Annotated in this window: 20 protein-coding genes and 3 tRNA genes; 2 read left to right on the top strand and 21 right to left on the bottom strand. The window is 60.5% G+C overall.

Annotated elements, in window-relative coordinates:
* Positions 1 to 93 precede the first annotated feature (93 nt).
* The 11 genes from ACP_RS12210 to ACP_RS12160 all read right to left on the bottom strand — a co-directional run bounded on the left by ACP_RS12210 (position 94) and on the right by ACP_RS12160 (position 6,823).
* Complete coding sequence (locus ACP_RS12210; RefSeq protein WP_015897636.1) at positions 94 to 1,233, bottom strand: NADH-quinone oxidoreductase subunit D; 1,140 nt, start codon at positions 1,231 to 1,233, stop codon at positions 94 to 96.
* Positions 1,230 to 1,850, bottom strand: coding sequence for an NADH-quinone oxidoreductase subunit C (locus tag ACP_RS12205; RefSeq protein ID WP_015897635.1), 621 nt, complete (start codon positions 1,848 to 1,850; stop codon positions 1,230 to 1,232). Before ACP_RS12205 ends, ACP_RS12210 begins: the two co-directional genes overlap by 4 nt.
* The gene (locus ACP_RS12200; protein ID WP_015897634.1) at positions 1,847 to 2,497 is read right to left on the bottom strand and encodes an NADH-quinone oxidoreductase subunit B; all 651 of its coding nucleotides are present in this window, start codon (positions 2,495 to 2,497) and stop codon (positions 1,847 to 1,849) included. Before ACP_RS12200 ends, ACP_RS12205 begins: the two co-directional genes overlap by 4 nt.
* A gap of 48 nt (positions 2,498 to 2,545) precedes the next feature.
* The gene (locus ACP_RS12195; protein WP_015897633.1) at positions 2,546 to 2,911 is read right to left on the bottom strand and encodes an NADH-quinone oxidoreductase subunit A; all 366 of its coding nucleotides are present in this window, start codon (positions 2,909 to 2,911) and stop codon (positions 2,546 to 2,548) included.
* Between the two features lie 151 nt (positions 2,912 to 3,062).
* Positions 3,063 to 3,371, bottom strand: a complete 309-nt coding sequence (locus tag ACP_RS12190; protein ID WP_041839546.1) for an addiction module antidote protein — start codon at positions 3,369 to 3,371, stop codon at positions 3,063 to 3,065.
* Positions 3,343 to 3,660: a type II toxin-antitoxin system RelE/ParE family toxin gene (locus ACP_RS18820; RefSeq protein ID WP_015897632.1), complete on the bottom strand. Its 318-nt coding sequence runs from the start codon at positions 3,658 to 3,660 to the stop codon at positions 3,343 to 3,345. The genes ACP_RS12190 and ACP_RS18820 overlap by 29 nt, the downstream gene beginning before the upstream one ends.
* Before the next feature lie 123 nt (positions 3,661 to 3,783).
* Positions 3,784 to 3,858, bottom strand: a tRNA-Cys gene (locus ACP_RS12185).
* Between the two features lie 59 nt (positions 3,859 to 3,917).
* Positions 3,918 to 3,992 (bottom strand) — tRNA-Gly (locus ACP_RS12180).
* A gap of 91 nt (positions 3,993 to 4,083) precedes the next feature.
* The gene (locus tag ACP_RS12175) at positions 4,084 to 4,794 is read right to left on the bottom strand and encodes an ABC transporter ATP-binding protein (RefSeq protein ID WP_015897631.1); all 711 of its coding nucleotides are present in this window, start codon (positions 4,792 to 4,794) and stop codon (positions 4,084 to 4,086) included.
* Positions 4,795 to 4,891: 97 nt separating this feature from the next.
* Complete coding sequence (locus ACP_RS12170; protein WP_052294801.1) at positions 4,892 to 5,353, bottom strand: response regulator; 462 nt, start codon at positions 5,351 to 5,353, stop codon at positions 4,892 to 4,894.
* Between the two features lie 525 nt (positions 5,354 to 5,878).
* On the bottom strand, positions 5,879 to 6,823 hold the full coding sequence (locus ACP_RS12160; RefSeq protein ID WP_148215142.1) for a PhzF family phenazine biosynthesis protein: 945 nt from the start codon (positions 6,821 to 6,823) through the stop codon (positions 5,879 to 5,881).
* 207 nt (positions 6,824 to 7,030) lie between these two features.
* On the opposite strand from ACP_RS12160, the gene ACP_RS12155 reads away from it, so the two are divergent.
* Both ACP_RS12155 and ACP_RS12150 read left to right on the top strand, forming a co-directional pair.
* Complete coding sequence (locus ACP_RS12155) at positions 7,031 to 7,687, top strand: peroxiredoxin (RefSeq protein WP_015897629.1); 657 nt, start codon at positions 7,031 to 7,033, stop codon at positions 7,685 to 7,687.
* A gap of 48 nt (positions 7,688 to 7,735) precedes the next feature.
* Positions 7,736 to 7,811, top strand: a tRNA-Cys gene (locus ACP_RS12150).
* Between the two features lie 22 nt (positions 7,812 to 7,833).
* On the opposite strand, the gene ACP_RS12145 is transcribed toward ACP_RS12150, so the two are convergent.
* The 10 genes from ACP_RS12145 to ACP_RS12100 form a co-directional block, all read right to left on the bottom strand.
* Positions 7,834 to 9,945, bottom strand: coding sequence for a hypothetical protein (locus ACP_RS12145; RefSeq protein ID WP_015897628.1), 2,112 nt, complete (start codon positions 9,943 to 9,945; stop codon positions 7,834 to 7,836).
* Between the two features lie 132 nt (positions 9,946 to 10,077).
* Positions 10,078 to 10,974, bottom strand: a complete 897-nt coding sequence (pstA, locus tag ACP_RS12140; protein WP_015897627.1) for a phosphate ABC transporter permease PstA — start codon at positions 10,972 to 10,974, stop codon at positions 10,078 to 10,080.
* A complete protein-coding gene (pstC, locus tag ACP_RS12135) occupies positions 10,965 to 11,936 on the bottom strand; it encodes a phosphate ABC transporter permease subunit PstC (protein WP_015897626.1) in 972 nt (323 codons plus the stop codon). Before pstC ends, pstA begins: the two co-directional genes overlap by 10 nt.
* A gap of 193 nt (positions 11,937 to 12,129) precedes the next feature.
* Positions 12,130 to 13,221: a phosphate ABC transporter substrate-binding protein PstS gene (gene pstS, locus ACP_RS12130; RefSeq protein WP_015897625.1), complete on the bottom strand. Its 1,092-nt coding sequence runs from the start codon at positions 13,219 to 13,221 to the stop codon at positions 12,130 to 12,132.
* 362 nt (positions 13,222 to 13,583) lie between these two features.
* Positions 13,584 to 13,799, bottom strand: a complete 216-nt coding sequence (gene iscX, locus ACP_RS12125) for a Fe-S cluster assembly protein IscX (RefSeq protein WP_015897624.1) — start codon at positions 13,797 to 13,799, stop codon at positions 13,584 to 13,586.
* A gap of 36 nt (positions 13,800 to 13,835) precedes the next feature.
* Positions 13,836 to 14,267 (bottom strand): 2Fe-2S iron-sulfur cluster-binding protein, encoded by a 432-nt coding sequence (locus ACP_RS12120; protein ID WP_041839544.1) that lies wholly within the window; start codon positions 14,265 to 14,267, stop codon positions 13,836 to 13,838.
* Positions 14,268 to 14,287: 20 nt separating this feature from the next.
* Positions 14,288 to 16,225: a Fe-S protein assembly chaperone HscA gene (gene hscA / locus ACP_RS12115; RefSeq protein WP_015897622.1), complete on the bottom strand. Its 1,938-nt coding sequence runs from the start codon at positions 16,223 to 16,225 to the stop codon at positions 14,288 to 14,290.
* A 32-nt stretch (positions 16,226 to 16,257) separates the two neighbouring features.
* Positions 16,258 to 16,650 carry a tautomerase family protein gene (locus ACP_RS12110; RefSeq protein ID WP_015897621.1) on the bottom strand — a complete coding sequence of 131 codons (393 nt, stop codon included), beginning with the start codon at positions 16,648 to 16,650 and terminating at the stop codon, positions 16,258 to 16,260.
* 9 nt (positions 16,651 to 16,659) lie between these two features.
* Positions 16,660 to 17,301: a Fe-S protein assembly co-chaperone HscB gene (gene hscB / locus ACP_RS12105; RefSeq protein WP_238525553.1), complete on the bottom strand. Its 642-nt coding sequence runs from the start codon at positions 17,299 to 17,301 to the stop codon at positions 16,660 to 16,662.
* A gap of 125 nt (positions 17,302 to 17,426) precedes the next feature.
* Complete coding sequence (locus tag ACP_RS12100; protein WP_015897619.1) at positions 17,427 to 17,813, bottom strand: HesB/IscA family protein; 387 nt, start codon at positions 17,811 to 17,813, stop codon at positions 17,427 to 17,429.
* Positions 17,814 to 17,821 lie beyond the last annotated feature (8 nt).

Genomic DNA, 17,821 nt, shown 5'->3' with positions numbered 1-17,821 from the left:
AGTCTCCAGTTGCCAGTTGCCAGTCATCCGCCAGGCTCGCGAAATGACTGCAAGGATTCACCTGTGGGCTGCTTGCTGAAAATTGAAGATTCGTCATCGGTCCACCTCTCCCATGACGATGTCGACGCTGCCCAGGATCACGACGACATCGGCCACGTTACGGCCGAGGCACATGTCCTCAAGAATGGTGAGGTTGATCATGCTGGGCGGCCGCACGCGATAGCGATAGGGATTCATGGTGCCATCGCTGATGAGATAAAAGCCGAGCTCCCCTTTGGGCGACTCGACGCGCGCGTAGGCTTCGCCGGCCTTGGGGCGCAGGCCGCGCAGCTTCGTTTTGGGATCCTGGATGGGACCGGCGGGAATGTCGCGCAACGCCTGCTCAAGAATGCTGACGGACTCGCGCATTTCAAGAATACGCATCATGTAGCGGTCATACACGTCGCCGTGATCGCCGAGCGGCACGCGGAACTTCATACGCGGATAAAGGCCGTAGCCATCCACCTTGCGCACATCGTAGTTGACGCCGCTGGCGCGCAACATGGGGCCGCTGACGCCAGCATTGATGGCGAGCTCGCGCGGCAGAACACCCACGCCTTGCGTGCGTGCCATCAGGATTTCGTTTTCGCGGAGCAGGCGCTCGAATTCATCGACGAAGCGCGGCAGAGCAGCCACGAGTTGGCGCGTCTGGTTGAGCCACTCTTCTGTGCAGTCGACGCGCACGCCGCCAAAGCGCAGATAGTTGCACATCATGCGCGCGCCGGTGAGGGACTCGAAGAGGTCGAGAATCTTCTCGCGCTCGCGGAAGGCGTACATCAGCGGGGTGCCGCTGGCGCCCATGTCCTGCATGAGAAAGCCGACGAGGCCCGCATGGTTTTGAAAGCGGGTGAGCTCGGCGGCAATGATGCGAATGTATTCGGCGCGCTCGGGCACCGTGATGCCTGCGAGCTTCTCGACGGTGAGCACATAGCCCCAGTTGTTGGTCATGGAGCAGAGATAGTCGAGGCGGTCGGTATAGGGTATGGAGGCGAGATAGCTCGCGTTTTCGGCAATCTTCTCGTGATTGCGGTGCAGGTAACCGAAGACCGGCTTGAGGCGCACGACGCGCTCGCCGTCAAGGCGCACATCCATGCGAAAGACGCCATGCGTAGACGGATGATGCGGCCCCATGGAGACTTCGAGGATGTCTGAGTCCGATGAAAGAATCGCTGTGGGACTGAGAGCCGTAGTCATTGCGCGTCTCTCCCTTCGTCTTCTTCGCTGGGAGGCACGTAGTCTTTGCGCATGGGATAGTCGGTGAAGTTGTCCCACATGAGGATGCGGCGCAGATCGGGATGGCCGTCGAAGACGATGCCATAGAGGTCGAAGGCTTCGCGCTCCTGAAATTCCGCGCTGCGCCAGATGGGGGTGAGCGACGGCACATGGGTGTTCGCGGCGCGATCGGCCGTGCGCAGGCGCAATACCACGGGCCCATGCTTTTTCTCGACCGAGTAAAGGTGATAGACAGCTTCAAGGTAGCCGGGGATGAGGGTGGTACGGGTCTCGTCCACTTGCTGCTCTGCCGGGCCTTCAGGGGTTTCTACAGTTTTTGTAACTTTTACAGTTTCTTTCTTTTCGGCGTCGAGCCAGTCCACACCCGCCACGTCAGAGCAGTAGTCGAGGCGGTAATCCGCATGGTCACGCAAATAGCGTGCAGCTTCGACAGCGTACGCGCGGTCGAGCACCAGAGAGTGCTGTGCCGAGGGGCTTCCCTTGGGAACCACTGTGATCTGGCAGCCGGGAATGGCGGACTCGAGTGCGGCGCGAAGAGCCTCTGCAGAGAGATCGACAACGGTGGCAGCAGTGCTCATGGCAGCACCTTGAAGGGGCTTTCAGCTTGCGGCGGAAAGACGTCAGGGTTGTGCGTGGGCTCAAGGCCGTGCTCGCCAAACGCGGGCACGGGAAATTCACTGGGGGCGCCGGATTGCAGATGGCGCGGACGATCTGAGCCACGGAGGGATTGGGCGTCGATCTTCTTCTGCAACGTCATGAAGGCGTGAATGAGCGCCTCGGGTCGCGGCGGGCAGCCGGGAATATGGACGTCCACGGGGATGTAGCGGTCGATGCCCTTGAGAACGTTGTAGCCATCGCGAAAGGGGCCGCCGGAGATGGCGCATGCGCCCATGGCGATGACGTATTTCGGCTCGGGCATCTGGTTGTAAAGGCGCACGACCTGCGGCGCCATCTTTTTGGTGACGGTGCCGGAGACGATGATGAGATCGGCCTGGCGCGGCGAGGGACGAAAGACTTCCGCGCCGAATCGGGCGAGGTCATAACGGGCCATGGTGGTGGCGATCATCTCAATGGCGCAGCAGGCAAGGCCAAAGGTGAGCGGCCAGACGGAGCTGCGGCGGCCCCAGTTGTAGAGCTCTTCGAGCGTGGTGGTGAAGACTCCGTTTTTGCTGAGCTCGACTTTCAGATCTTTCAACTGCTGCGGCGCGAGTGCGTGGTCATCCATGGCGGCGGCTTCCTGGATTTGCGCTGAGATTTGTAACAGATATGGTTGCTAGTTCCATGTGAGCACACCTTTCTGCCATGCCCAGAGCAGACCTTCGACGAGCAGAAGAAGAAAAACGAGCATGGCGAGGCAGGCCCCGGCCGTGAGGCCCGTGAAGGCGACCGCGAAGGGGAGCAGGAAGACGGCCTCCACATCGAAGATGAGGAAGACGATGGCGTAGAGATAGTAGGCGGCGTCAAAGCGAATCCACGCATCGCCGTGCGACTCAAGGCCGCACTCATAGATGGAGTTCTTTTGCGGGCCGGGCTTTTGCGGGGAGAATACGACCGCCCACAGGCGTGCCAGGGCCAACGGGGCAAGGCCAAAGGCGACGGCCCCGATCAGGAGCGCGACTACCGTACGCCACGGATGCAAAGCATCTCCTCCCTTCGTGCAACGAGGACTCACGACAGGCAGCACGAACACGGTGCGGCCTGTCAGGAGAGATTATCGTCGCACATTCCGGGGGAATCTCAAATGTGATTTGCAACACAAGGGCGAAGAAAAGTGATGAATGGCAGGAGAATTATGCGACGTCTTTGCGCGTGGAAGCAGGCACGGCAGAGAGTTGTAGACCAAGGGCGCGCAAGACATGCATGACTGTGGCCAGCTCTGGATTGCCATCTGTGCTCAATGAGCGATAGAGACTTTCGCGAGAGACTCCGGCCTTGCGGGCCACCTCTGTCATGCCCTGCGAGCGAGCAATCACTCCGAGGGCGTCCGCCACAAAAGCGGGATCACCCGTCTCAAGTGCCTCAGTGATATAGGCCGCGACAGCCTCAGCATTATCGAGGTACGCGGCCGGGTCAAAGGGCTTCGTGGTTATCTGGCTCATCCGATCTCCTTTGCCAACCTTTTAGCCAATGCGATGTCCTGCTCCTGCGTGCTTTGTCTCCGCCACAGAGCAGAATGATGAGCATGCTGCCGCGTTGGGCGTAGTAAATGCGATATCCAGGTCCCGCATGAACTCGAAGCTCGCTAATCCCCTCTCCCACAGGCCGCACATCTCCGGCATTTCCAAAAGCCAGCCGTTGGATGCGGGCTGCAATCCGGACCCTTGCCTGAACGTCCCGCAGCGTTCGTAGCCAGTAGGAAAAGAGATCTGCCTCCCGAATCTCGATCACGGAAGAAGCGTAGCCTATACGCTACATATACTCGCAGATCACTTTCGTCATCAAGCTAAAGAAAAAGCGAAATCTTGTGACTGGTGGAATTCAGCTCAGGGTATTCAATGCGATGTGCAGAATTGGAGGCGCGGGTCGGAATCGAACCGACGCATAAAGGTTTTGCAGACCTCTCCCTTACCACTTGGGTACCGCGCCTTTGGGGTCAGAGACCTGTGCAATCTCTCCACAGCCAGCCATGTGAGGTAGGGGCCGACTGGAGCGGGAGACGGGACTTGAACCCGCGACCCTCGCCTTGGCAAGGCGATGCTCTACCACTGAGCTACTCCCGCTTGAGGTACTTTTTGAGTATATCGGGGAGCCCGCTGGTGGTCAATCAAACGGGCTCAGGAAAAGTGGAAGCCGGGCAGTCCGGTTGCGGAACTACCAGCTATGGCCGGTGATGCGGCCCTGGCCCGGCTCGATGCCGCGGATTTCCCCGTCGCGCATGTGAATGATGCGGTCGCCGATGCAGGCGGCCTCGGGGTTGTGGGTGATCATGAGGACGGTCTGCTTCAGTTCCTTGTTGGAGCGGCGGAGCATCTGGAGCACAGCGTCAGAGTTCTCTGTGTCGAGATTGCCGGTGGGCTCGTCGGCCAGCACGATGGCGGGGCGATTGACGAGCGCGCGAGCGATGGCGACGCGCTGCTGCTCGCCGCCGGAGAGCTCAGAGGGCCGGTGATCGAGACGGCCGCGGATGCTGAGCAGATCGGCCAGGTGGTCGAGGAATTTATTGTCGAGCGGTTCTTTGCGGCCCGAGATTTCGTGTGCCAGTTCAATGTTCTGCCGTGCGGTGAGCGTGGGCAGCAGGTTGAACTTTTGAAAGACGAAGCCGATTTTCTGCTTGCGGATGCGGGTGCGTTCGGCGTCGCTGAGGGCGACAAAATCGACACCATCAATGTGCACGCTGCCGCTGGTGGCACGGGAAAGTCCGCCTAACAGATAGAAGAGCGTGGACTTGCCGCTGCCGGAGGGTCCGACGATGCTGACAAACTCGCCTCCTTCAATGCCGAAGGAGACGCCGCGCAGCGCGGTGACCTGAATTCTGCCGGATTTGTATGTCTTGGTGAGCTTTTCAGCAACGATGGTGGACACAGTATTGATTGTAACTGCCGGAGGGGAGCCTGTGGCGGCTCCCGAGGCTGAAACCCGGGAGCCGGAAACCTGGTGAAGGACTGGCGGCGGCCGATGGCTACGAAGCGATGGCTGTGGGCGCGGCGGCGTAGCCATCCTGCGCAGAGGCAGCCAGATCGCCGTCGTAAAGAGGACGATGCACGGTCTTCTTGGGTCCGCGCTTGCGGGCAATGAGGACGCGAATGCGATCGAGCAGTTCAACGGGCGAGGACGCGCCCTTGGGCAGAAAGGCATCGGCGCGATTGGCGCGCTCAAAGGCCTTGACGGTTCCGCTGATGAGCATCATGGGCACCTCAGGCGCGAACTGCTTCATGCGGCGAATCATCTCGTTGCCATCCATCTGGGGCATGACGAGATCGCTCAACACGAGATCGATGCCGCCCTCGTGCAGAGTCTCAATGGCGGAGGCGGCGCTGGTGGCGGTGAGCACGCGATAGCCGCGGGTTTCGAGCAGAAATTTGCGGACCGACAGAGCCTGTTCGTTGTCGTCGACGCAGAGAATGACTTTCTTTGGCCTCATTCTTTTTAGACATCCTTCTTGGCTTCACGAGCACTGGCGAAGCGGCTGTGCATGCACCGGGGCGCACCGGTGTGCGGGTGATTCAGGGCCGCATTCCGGGCCTGAAGCGAGGCGGCTGTGCAGAGACAATGGGTCTCCCACCGCGCGGCGGCGATTTTTTCCACAAAGGAAAAAGTCGCGCGCACGCACGCTGCCGTGTTCTGGATCAGGCCAGAATGCGGTGAGCAAAGGCTCGGCACGGTTGCCTGCGTCCCCGGACTGCGCATGCTCCGGAAGAGTGCTCCTGGAACGGCAGCAAGCCAGCAGAGGCGCGCGTGCGGCGCATTGCTCTATCTCAGTTTTTGGTCAATCGGCAAAAGCTGTGAACTTCGTTTCCTCAGTTCGCTTGCCAAGAGTACGAACCGCACCGGGGCGTGTAAACAGGGAACATGAGGCGAAGAAGCGGGGAGATTTGCACTCACGATCCACGGAAGCTGGCCGAATTGCTGTTGCGCCAGCGTTACAGCGCCTGTGGCTCTGTTGAAACTATGTGAATTGCTCAAGGAAAAGCCGTCCCTTTGCTACGAAAACGGTGCAGCCGGAGATGCGCACCTGCGCGGGCTTGCCGTTTTGCAGCGAGCAGCGGCCGTAAAGATCGCTGGGGCGATGGATGGCGAGGCCCTGCCGGAGGTGAATTCGCGTGTCTGACGGCTCAATGCTGTTGCCGACCAGGTAGACCATGGCGCATCCGGCCGCGGAGCCGGTGGCGGGATCTTCACCGTTGTAGAACTGCATGCGGGCCTGCCACTGGCCTGGCTTTTCCTGCGCGATGACGTAGAAGAAGCGGGCTCCGATGGAGGCCAGCAGCGGGGGCGCGAGATCAGCCCGCAGGCTGAGGCGCGCGAGCACTTCGACGGAGCGGAGCGGCACGATGCAGAAGGGATTGCCGGTCGAGGTGATTTGCGGCGCCCACTCAGGCGAGAGATCGCATGGCTCAAGACCGAGTGCCGGGGCGATGGCTTCACGTGATTGCACGGCGCCCAACTCGGCTTTGGGCTGTGTCATTTCGCCATAGATGGCCGGAGCCGTGGCCTGCGAATCGTCAAAGACAACGGGGACGCGGCCGGCGTTGAGATCGAGCGTGAGAGCGGGAAGACTGGGATGGTCTGCAACGAAGCGGCGAATGACGGCAGCGGTGCCGAGGGCGGGATGCCCGGCGAAGGGCAGCTCCTCACGCACGGTGAAAATGCGCAAGCGGTAGCCCTGGTCCGCCTCGGTCGCAGCGTCACGACGGCAGAGGAAAGTGGTCTCGGAGAGATTGGTTTCACGGGCGATGGACTGCATCTCTTCGGGGGAGAGATGGCCAGCGTCAGGAAAAACCGCAAGCTGGTTGCCGGTGAGCGGCCTGGAGGTGAAGACGTCGCAAAGGTAGTAGTCGAGAGCGCACATGAAGACAGGGTAGCTGAGGATGCGCATTGACACGGGGGCCACGCGCGCCCTAGTCTGTCTACGTGATCGCTCACGCTCACAACTCGATGTGCATGTGCTGCTGTTGCGGCCGCACTCTGCGGGTGTGTCTCTAAGAGCGAAAACGGAACCTGGTATCGCCCTGACCCACCCGCAGAGAAGCTGCCGCGGTGGGTTTTCGAGTTTTCAAGGTTGAAAACCTTTGAGTCATTGCAGAGAGGAATAAGGAAAATGGGATTGCGCATCAACGACATCGCCCCCGACTTTACCGCTGAAACCACGCAGGGCACCATTCACTTTCACGAATGGATCGGCGACAACTGGGCCATTCTGTTTTCGCACCCGAAGGACTTCACGCCCGTCTGCACGACGGAGCTGGGCGCGGTGGCTGCGCTGGAGAGCCAGTTTGCGGCGCGCGGCGCGAAGGTGATCGGCCTGAGCGTGGATCCTGTGGACAGCCACAGCAACTGGGAGAAGGACATTGAAGAGGTAGGCGGCCACAAGGTGAACTACCCGATCATTGGCGATCCTGAGCTGAAGATTGCCAAGCTCTACGACATGCTGGCCGCCGACGCCGGCGAGAGCTGCGAAGGCCGCACGCCTACACTGAATGCGCCGGTGCGCACGGTGTTTGTGATTGGCCCGGACAAGAAGATCAAGCTGACACTCTCCTACCCGATGACGACGGGACGCAACTTTGACGAGATCATTCGCGTGCTGGACTCGATTCAGCTTACGGCGAAGCACCCGGTGGCAACGCCCGCGAACTGGAAGCAGGGCGATGACATCATCATTGGCGGAGCGGTCTCAAATGAAGAAGCTGCGACGAAGTTTCCAGGCTTCAAGACGGTGAAGCCCTACCTGCGCACGGCTGCGCAGCCGAAGTAGTTTTTGAAGGATTGCCTGCCGCGGATTCCGCTGCGGCAGGCAAATTGAGCACCGGTGGCGAAGGGGCTAACGCGCTGGTCTGCAAAACCAGTATTCGCCGGTTCAAATCCGGCCCGGTGCTCCAATTCCCTGCCCTGCATTCCCTGCTAATTCAGACGAAGCTCCGCCGTGTTGTCCGATGGATGGACCGGCACGGTGAAGAGGTGTGTCGTGGCATCGAAGTGGACGGTGCCGACGCTCCCCTTCTTTGCCCGCACGTGTGGCTGCTGGCGAGCCCATCCTGTCAGCATGACAGCGCTCTCGCCTTTTGCAAATGTAACCGTCACCTGGTCATTTTGATTGCCTGATGCGACCTGAAAACGCTTGGCCGCGAGTGGAACCACGGCATTTGTATCTCCCAGAATGGCAATTCCATGCGCATCGACAGGAGCCAGCACGGAGTAGGCCCATCCATTCGCAAATGGCATGGTAACGGAGCCTTTGGCGGCAATAAGTTTGCCGGTGTGATTGACCCAGTTGTAGGCATAGGCCTGACCGGTGATACCGACTTCACGCAGTGGCACGGCGACCTGCCTGGGAAGATCGCGGCGGGGATAGGCGAAGACTTCCACCTCGTCTCCACTGTGCGTGGAGGCGACCATGGGGCCTTCGAGGTTGGCGGCATCGCTCTGGAAGGTCGCGTCGGTGGGCACGATGGAAGTATCCGGCTTGAGCAGCACGGAGTCAGCACGCATGACGCGCTTGAGATTCGCGGCATCGATCTGATCGATGGGGTCGCCGACGCCGACCGGACCGGCTGAGAGCGTGGACAAGATCAGCTCAGGAAGCTGATGGCTCATGAAGACATCGGTCCACGGCCAGAGGCCGACGGCGCGGGCCAGGGCAGAGCCATAGAGGAACCAGTCCCAGCGCGAGCGGCGAAAGCCATCGTCGCTGACGCGGATGGTTTGAAGATTTTGGTAGCGGGTGCTGGCCATGAAGTAGCCGGGCAGCGGCATGCAGTACTGGATGGCGATCTGCTGGCGGGCCATGGCATGCGCCATGTTGCCGAGAAACTGCTGGGGATCGGTCAGGTTGATGGCCGGGCGCGCGTTGTGGTCGAGCCAGTCCTGCTCGTAAACCGCCACGCCGCCGCGATGGAGATACTTCGCCGTCTGGTTCCAATACTTCGGCGAGAGGATCACATTGTTCGACATCTTGAATTTGTGGCGATAGGGGCTATCGGGCGCGATCCAGCGGGCATGCACCACGAAAGGCAGGCCGAGCTGCTGACGATAAGCGTGCAGGCCCTTGGGGAATATCTTTGGATCGGCGCGATAGACGGTCGCGCCATTGACGGCCATGGCCGCGAGGCTGTTGCCCTTCTGCTTGGGATACCACCAACTATCGAGCTGCATGTAGGCGATGGGGACGCCAAGTTTCTGATACGCATTGCGCACCGCTACGAGTGTGCCTTCATAGCCCAGACTCTGCTCGTATTTGTAGTAATAAGTCGCATAATGGTCGGTCCAGTAGCCGAACTTGTTGAGTAGCACATCTGCATCGCTGGGGACGGGCTGCTTACCGTTGCGGGTTTCGAGCGCTTGTCCCCACGCTGTGAGTGTCTGGTCGATGCCGTGCCCCAGCACCAGCAGCGTGCCGTGCTCAAAACCGGCAGGCAGCGTCTTGATTTGCGGATCAACGCCGCTGCTGACCTTGCCGCCGGGAATCGCCTTCATGTCCGCTACGAGGAAGTGATCGGCGGGAGAGAGCACCATGGCGTTGCGCCGGGCATCGAAGAGCACCCAGGGGCCTTGCGCGCCAAGCTTTCCGAATTGATAGTGCGCGAAGGTGTTGACGCCGTAGCTGAACTGCTCAAGGCCGGGCGGCAGCGCTGCGAACTGCGGAAAGGGATGACGATTGGGCGCGGAGTGCGTGCGGCGATCGAGAAAAAGAACCACTGGCTGCTGCTGATAGACGCGAATGATGGCGACGCGGTTCGAGGTGGTGGCATCCACTTCTGTCCATGCGCCGAGTGCATCGGAGCCAGATTTGACTGCGAGCGCGGCGGGATTCACAGGCAGCGAGCCTTGCAGATCCCAGTGCGTTTGCAGGCAGTGAAGCTGATAGGTGCCGTTGCTGCTGAAGCTTGCGTGTACCTCAGCGTTTTGCGCGGTGACGGTGCGTGCCGCTGCTGGGAGGGCGGAAAGCACTGCGGCTGCAACGAAAGCGGCTAGGCGGACGATGCCCGGGCGGAAGGGTCGAGTGGTACTCAGCATAGGGTTATCTCCTCGATGGCGTGCGCGGGTTCAGATTACGCGCTTTGACAAGAGATGGAAAACCGGCGTGCCAGATGAGAAAAGGCCGGCGAGCGCAATGCGCTGCCGGCCTCAGGAGGAGAAGCGGATGGACTAGTGGTGGCCCCAGCCGGAACGGCGGAAGGTGACGACGCGCGCAATCACGCTGATGATCAGCACAAAAACTGTGACGAAAAATGCAGCGGCGAAAGCCAGAGCGTGAGCCGAGGCGAAGGGCTCGGTGATGAAGGTCCAGATGACGTAGGTGAGATAGCCGACCGGCTCATTGGTCAGATGGCCGGTCCACATGTAGCTGGACCATCCCGCGGTGTAGATGAGCGGGGCCGTTTCGCCGACTGATATGGCGAGGGCCAGCAGCACTCCGGTGAGAATGGTGGGCAGCGCCATCGGGAGGCAAACGCGCAGGATGACGGTGCCGGGCGTGCAACCGAGTCCAAAACCTGCCTCGCGCAGCGTGCGAGGAACAGCGCGGAAAGCGACCTCGGCGGTGCGGGTGACGTAGGGCATGGAGATGATGGCGAGCGAGATGCTGCCGGCGGCGATCGAGAACTTCCAGCCCAACTGATCGACCATGGTGACGTAGCAGAAGTAGCCGACCACGATGGAGGGAACGCCAACAAGTACGTCAGACATGAAGCGCAGGACAGGGGCGAGCCATCCGCCGTCGTATTCGGAGAGATAGATTCCGGCGGCGATGCCGGGAGGCACCGAAAGGACGACGCCGCCGAGCGCGAGCAAGAGCGTACCCTCAATCGCATTGAGCAGGCCGCCGCCGACGCCAGTGGTAACGGTGGAAAGCACCTTCCAGTTCATGGAGCTTGCGCCTTGCACGAAGACCATCTTGAGAATCCAGATCATCGCGAAGCCAAGCACGGCGAAGGTGAAGGCGCACAGCCCCCAGCCGAGAAAGTTGAAGACGGCGCGCTGCGTGGCCCGCAGGGGCGAGGGCTTCATGATGACGGAGCGAACATCGGCCGCGGTTACTGCCATGAGCCACCTCCCATGCGCTGGTAGCCGCTGACGTAGAGCATCAGGCGTGCGGCACTGTTCACGATGACGGAGATGACGCAAAGCACCAACGCCACCTCGGCAAGGGAGCGGACGGCCATTCCGGTGGGGTCTTCCATAGCGCTATCCAACTGCGAAGCGACGAAGGCCGCCATGGTGGTGATGGGGGAGTAGATGTTTTTGGGCAGGTAGTTGAGAGCATTGCCGCTGACCATGAGCACGGCCATGGTTTCGCCGAGGGCGCGGCCGGTCGCCAGAATGCCGGAGGCAATGAGCACGCGGCGCGTGGAGGGCAGAATGACCGACCACATGGTCTCAAAGCGCGTGGCGCCGAGGGCGAGGGCTGCTTCTCTCAATCCACGCGGCTGCGAGATGAGCGCATCACGCATGGTGGAGGTGATGAGCGGCACGATCATGAGCGTGAGCACGAGGCCGGAGGTGAGAAGTCCGTAGCCACTGCCCGTATCGCCGGCGAAAAAGGGAATGAACTTGAGGTGGATGGCCATCCAGGGAAAGACATGCTCGTTGAGCAGCGGAATGACGGCAAAGTAGCCCCACAGTCCGTAGACCACGCTGGGGACCGCAGCCAGCAGTTCCACAAAGAAAGACAGCCAGGGACGCAGCGAAGCGGGGATTCCGTCGGCCAGGAAAATGGCCGAACCGACCCCGAATGGCACCGCGATGACGACAGCGATCAGAGTGCTGAGCAGCGTGCCAACGATCAGAAAGAGGATGCCGTATTGCGCGCCAGGCATGAGAGTGACGCCGTGGTGCACAATCGGATCTGCGTACAGATTGCCCAGGTTCCAATCGTTCTTTGAGAGAAACGACCAGCCATTCAGCTTCACAGCCGACCAGGCGTATTTGCCCAGGAACAGGACGATGAGAACCAGGGTGACCCCTACAATGCTGGCGATAGGGGCAATGATGTTTTTGAACGACATGCTCAGGCTCCGGTGCGCCTACAGATGCTGGAAAATCGGAGAGCTACAAAGCGTAACTGTAATAATCACTTATTTTTGCTTCTGTAACTGCGTGAGAGCGTGCTCTCAATCTTATTGTAGACAGTTGGCCCCCGCCGGAGGAAATCTTCCGGCAGGGGCGAAGGGAAAAACCGCACACCCGAAGGTGCAGAGTTTAGCGGATCTGGTTGACCTGATCCATGCTCAGCTTGACCACTGAAGGGGGCAGGGCTACGAAGTGAACTTCGCTCATGAACTTAGGCGAGTTGCCGCCGTTCTTGCTGATGGCCCAGGTGAAGAGCTGGCGCAGAGCCGCGGCGGTGTCGGAGGAGGGCTGATCCTTCTTCACGAGCGCGTACTCGTAGTTGATGATGGGGTAGGATTCGGCACCCGGAGCGAAGATGAGGCTAACGCGCTCGTCCTTCGGGGTCTTGGGAACCATTGCGGCAGCGGCAGCGCTGACGGTGTGGTCGTTCGGCAGAACGAACTTGCCGTCGCGGTTGCCGAGAGCTGCGATGCCCATGCCGTCGTGCATGATGGCCTGCTCAAAGCTGATGCCGATGTAGGCGATGGAGTAGGCGCTGCCCTTCAGAGCCGTCACCATACCAGGATTGCCCTCGGCGCCGAGGCTGCCGGAGACTGCCGGCCAGCTGACCGTGGTGCCGTAGCTGAGGGAGTTTGCCCAGGACGGGGTGCTGAAGGCCAAGTACTGCGTGAAGATGAAGGTGTCGCCGCTGCCGTCAGTGCGGTGAATGGGAATGATGTTGTGGTTGGGCAGCTTAACGCCGGGGTTGATCTTCGCGATCTGGGCGTCGTTCCACTTGGTGATCTTGCCGGAGTAGATGCCAGCGAGCACCGGGCCGCTCAGCTTCAGATGCGCCTTGTTCAGGCCGGGAACGTTGTAGTTCACCATCTGCGAAGAGATCGCCAGCGGAATGTTCAGCATATCCGGGTGCATGTGCATAATGGCGTTGCTCAGGTAAGCGTCAGAAGCGCCGATCTGCGCGATGCCGGCCACGGACTGCGACATACCCGTGCCGCTGCCGGTGGACTGCGTGGTGATCTTCACGTTCGGGTGGGCCTTGGTGTAGACCGGAACCCAGAGATTGAAGAGCGGATACAGCAGGCTCGAACCGGTTTCGAGAATGTTGACCTGCGCCGCGGCAAACGCCGAACCGGCACCGGCCACAGCGAGCGCCAGGGCGAGAATCGCGCCCTTGCCGAACTTGCGGCGGCTCGTGTCGGCAGTCTTGTTGAAAATGCTCATGAAGGCCTCCTCTTGGCTTTTCACTTCATTGATACGTCTGAAAACTTTTGGTTCCCGCGCAGGGCACAATGCCTCGCGTCCCGAAAGTTAGGATAGTGGCCCGCGAGCATTCTGCATCCCTTTGGCGGCCACATTTCACCGAACCTTAAAGAAACTAAAGAAAAGAGCGGGAATGGGCCGCTCAACGCCTCAAAAAGGCGAACAAAACAAGAAAATAAAGACGCAAAGAGGATGCGAATATTCGACCTGAACGTGCCAAGGGAGCTGACTTAAGGGATGGGAAAACGGAAGCGGGTGGAGCGGAGAAGAGACGCCGGACTCGCACCGGCGATGAAGTGAGTGAAGCGGAGACGCGCAGCCGGTTACTGCGCGTCTTTGTATTCCTCGTACCAGGCCATCTGGATGGCCTCAAGTTTGCTTTCATTGGACTTGGACGGGTCGTCGGCGAAACCTTCCAACTCGGTGACGTGCTTGTGCAGGTCGGTAAAGCGGACGGAGAGCGGATCGAGATCCGGGAACTTCTCCTGCAGTTGAATGCCGATTTCTTCGGCGTCGTTCCAGGTAATTTCACGCGGCATGGTGGGCTCCGGAATTTGTAACTGTGATGATGCTATTTATTTTTCAGCGGCAGCCAGCGGCTTGCCTTCCTGCACGTAGTTGCGGTTCCACTTAGGAATCTCGACAACATAGCTACCGGGGCCGGTAATGACGGCCTGGCAGCCGAGGCGTGAGTTGAGTTGCAGATCGGCCGCCATGTCGAGACGGTCCAGCTCATCGTCGTCGGCTTCGCTGATACCCTTTGCGCCTTCCTTGATCCAGATGTGGCAGGTGGTGCAGGCGCAGGATCCGCCGCAGGCGTGATCGAGAAAGATGCCGTAGTTTTCTGCAACGTCTAGAAAGGACATGGGTTTGCCGTGGTGGTCATACGGCATGGTGCCGTACTCAAACTCAACCGTGCGGCCCTCGGGCATAAAGGTGACGCGCACCATGTTGGGCGCGGGCGGCTGGCTGAGGTCGATGGATTGCTGTGAATTCTCTGTCGTCATGGTCGGATTCTCATTCCATTCTATTTGTCGGTGATTTCGGCAGGCGCAAAGGGGTGCGGTGCGTCCGGGCCGTCACCAAGTTTGTCGCCGGCGGCCTCCATGGTCTGTCCGCGGAGGGCGGTGGAGACGGCGGCATCCATCATAAGTTCGGCAAAGCGGGTGGTGGATTTGTCGAGCGCCTCGGTGCCGGCACGCAGCGCCTGCAGATCATCGCCCTGCACGAGCACGCGGAGTTCTTCTGCCAGAGAGCGAATGTGCGTGCGGTCTTCCTCCGTCAACTGTTGCCAGGCGGGGTGTTGGGGTGCCTTCTCCACGTGCGCGAGCAAATTGGTGGCCTCATTGCGCGCCTCAATCAACTGGCGCTCATGAAAGTCCTGCTCGGCAAAGTCGAAGGATTCGAGAATCATCGACTCCACCTGATCGTCGGTGAGGCCGTAGGTGGGCTTGACCTCGATCTGCGCCTCTTGTCCACTGCGCTGTTCGCGCGCGTTGACCTGCAGAATGCCGTTCGCGTCGATGAGGAACTTGACCTCAATGCGCGGCAGACCGGCGGCCATGGGCGGAATGCCTTTGAGATCGAAGCGGGCGAGTGAGCGGCAGTCCTTGGCGAGCTCACGCTCGCCCTGCAGCACGTGGATGGCAACGTTGGTCTGGCCATCGACGCCGGTGGTGAAGTGCTCGGTGGCCGAGGCGGGGATGGTCGAGTTGCGCTGGATGATCCTGGCGACGACTCCGCCGAGGGCCTCAATGCCGAGCGAGAGCGGGGTGACGTCGAGCAGCAGCATGTCCTCAGTGGCTTTGCTGCCGCCCTCAAGAATGTTGGCCTGCACGGCCGCACCGAGAGCGACGACTTCGTCGGGATTGAGCTCGCGATGGGGCTTTTTGCCGCGCGGCGCGAGATGAAACAGCTCATCGGTAAGCTGCCAGACGGCGGGAATACGCGTGGAGCCGCCGACAAGGACGACTTCATCAATTTGTTCGGGCTGGATGCCGGCGTCTTTCATCGCGGCAAGGCACGGGCCGACGGTGCGATCGAGGATGGGCTTGACGAGTTGCTGGAACTGCTCGCGCGTGATTTCACGGCGATAGGGCACGCCGCCGGGCAGATCGACGGAGATGCGGGCGGAATCGGACGACGAGAGCGCGATCTTTGCCTCAATGACAGCCTTGCGAATGGCCTGCACGGCCGCAGCGTCGTGGCGCAGATCGAGATTCAGCTCGCCGTGAATGTCGTCGAGCGCGATGGCGATGAGCAGGTTGTCGATGTCGTCGCCGCCGAGGTGGGTGTCGCCATTGGTAGCGATGACCTCGAAGATGCCGTCATGCAGCTTTAGGATGGAAATATCAAAGGTGCCGCCGCCGAGGTCGTACACAGCGACGATGCCTTCTTTCGCCCGGTCGAGGCCGTAGGCGAGCGCGGCCGCCGTAGGCTCGTTGACCAGGCGCAGCACTTCGAGGCCGGCCATGCGGCCTGCATCCTTGGTGGCCTGGCGCTGCGCGTCATTGAAATATGCCGGGACGGTGATGACCGCCTTGGTGACGGGCGCACCGAAGTAGCGCTCGGCATTACGCTTGAGCTGGCGCAGGACGTAGGCGGAAATCTCCGGTGGCGTGAACTGCTGCTCGCCGATCTGCAGGCGGATGACTTCGCCGGTCTGCAGGTCACTGGCGATGCGAAACGGGAAGAGCTTCAACTCTTCCTGCACATCTTCGACACCGCGGCCCATCAGGCGCTTGGCCGAGTAGACGACGCGCTCCGGCGTTTCCGCCAGATATTGCCGTGCGGCGTTGCCCACGACGATCTGCTTCGCCGACGGAATAGCCACGACCGAAGGCACAAGCCTGGAGCCGTCTTCGCCGGGAATCACCACCGGCTGCTCGCCCTGCATGAAGGCGATCAGCGAGTTGGTGGTACCGAGATCAATGCCAACAATTCTTTCCTGAACGTTTTCACTCATAAGAAATTCACTTTTCCCGCGACAAGCTGGATCTAAGCAGGCGGATGCAGCACATACTGCGCTTCGCCCCGGCCAAAGGACCAGTCTGCAAGATCGTTTTCCGTGATCACAATCATCACATCGTCCGGTGCTATACCCGCACGCTGCTGGAGCAGGCTGGCGATCTCGGCATAAAGCTTCTGCTTGATCTCAACCGGGCGGTGCCGGAAGGTAATCTGCACCAGAACGAAGTCCTTAGTCCGGGTTACACCCATGAAGTGGGGATCGACCACCATCTCGCCCTCGGCATGCGCGGTGAGCACCACGAAAAGATCGCCTTCGGGAATAGGGAGAACGGTCCGCATGGCGTCGTACACCGCTTGCGGCAATTGCCGGCGGCGCTCTTTGGCGAGATCTTCAAAAACCGAAATACGAACGAGTGGCATGCAATCTCCCTAAGCGCCGAGTGCGTCGTTTACGTCACGAACAAGGTTACGAATATAGCGGCGGCGGTCGAGCAGGGAGAACATCTTGTCCTTCACCGGCTCGGCGGTGGCGGACGCATCTGCGTCGATGGCCGCGTCCCATTGCTGCCACAGGGTCTTCAGGTCTTCGTCAACGGCGGCGAGCTGCGCTTCAAACTGCGCGCGTGCTTTCTCAAGATCGCCGCGGAGAGCGGGATCATCCTCGCCCATTTTGCGGTTCATGCGCATCTCTTCAAGCTGCATGTTCAGCTCGAAGACCTCTTCGAGCATGTCTGCGGGCACGCGAGCTTCTTTGGTAGCACCGGGCTGGACTCCGCTTTGGGCCTGCTGCTCTTCGCTGGCGATGGGTTTGCCTTCGAGCTTGAGCAGATACTCGGTGCGCGCTACAGGATTCTTGAGCGTGCGGTAGGCGTCGTTGAGCAGCGAGGTCTGGTCGAGGCTCCATTGCTGCTCCTCGGCCGAGGCGCGTGCGTAAACGTCGGGATGCAGCTTGCGGCTGAGGCGGTAGAAGCTGCGCTCGAGAGCGGCGGTGTCGAGTGCAAGCTTGCGCGGCAGGCCGAAGACGCGGAAGTAGTCCGGCTGCTCTCCGCCTTCAGAAATGACCGGCTGCACTTTTCCGCAGGCCGCGCACAAGGCCGCAGAGCCCTCAAGCGTTTGACCGCAGGACCAGCAGACACCAGAGACGGAGGTGGTGGCATTTTGCATAGGCGAATCGAAAAAAGTGAGCCGCGACGGGCTCAGGCCGAGAAGGATGAGCCGCAGCCGCAGGACTTTTTAGAGTTTGGGTTGATGAAATTGAAGCCACGGCGCATGAGCGTCTCTTCGTAGTCGAGAATCATGCCACTGAGGTAGAGGAACGATTTGGGGTCCACAAAAATGCGCACGTCGTCGTAGGTGTAGATGCGGTCGCGCTCGCGTGGCTGCGTGTCAAAGCGCACGCTGTACGAGAGGCCGCTGCATCCGCCACCCTGCACGCCCAGGCGCAGACCGCCCTGCTCGGGCGAGATGCCCTCCTGCTGCATCGCGACGCGAATGCGAGCGATGGCCTTGGGCGTGACTTCAATCCCTTTGGCCGCAGGAGCGCTTGCTCCCGCGGCGGATCCGCTGGTTTGCGAGGTTGCCATTCCTGGCT

The sequence above is a fragment of the Acidobacterium capsulatum ATCC 51196 genome, assembly GCF_000022565.1.
In the GTDB taxonomy this organism is placed as follows: domain Bacteria; phylum Acidobacteriota; class Terriglobia; order Terriglobales; family Acidobacteriaceae; genus Acidobacterium; species Acidobacterium capsulatum.
Note: the sequence above shows the minus strand (reverse complement) of the source record. Positions and strands in the feature narration are given on the sequence as shown.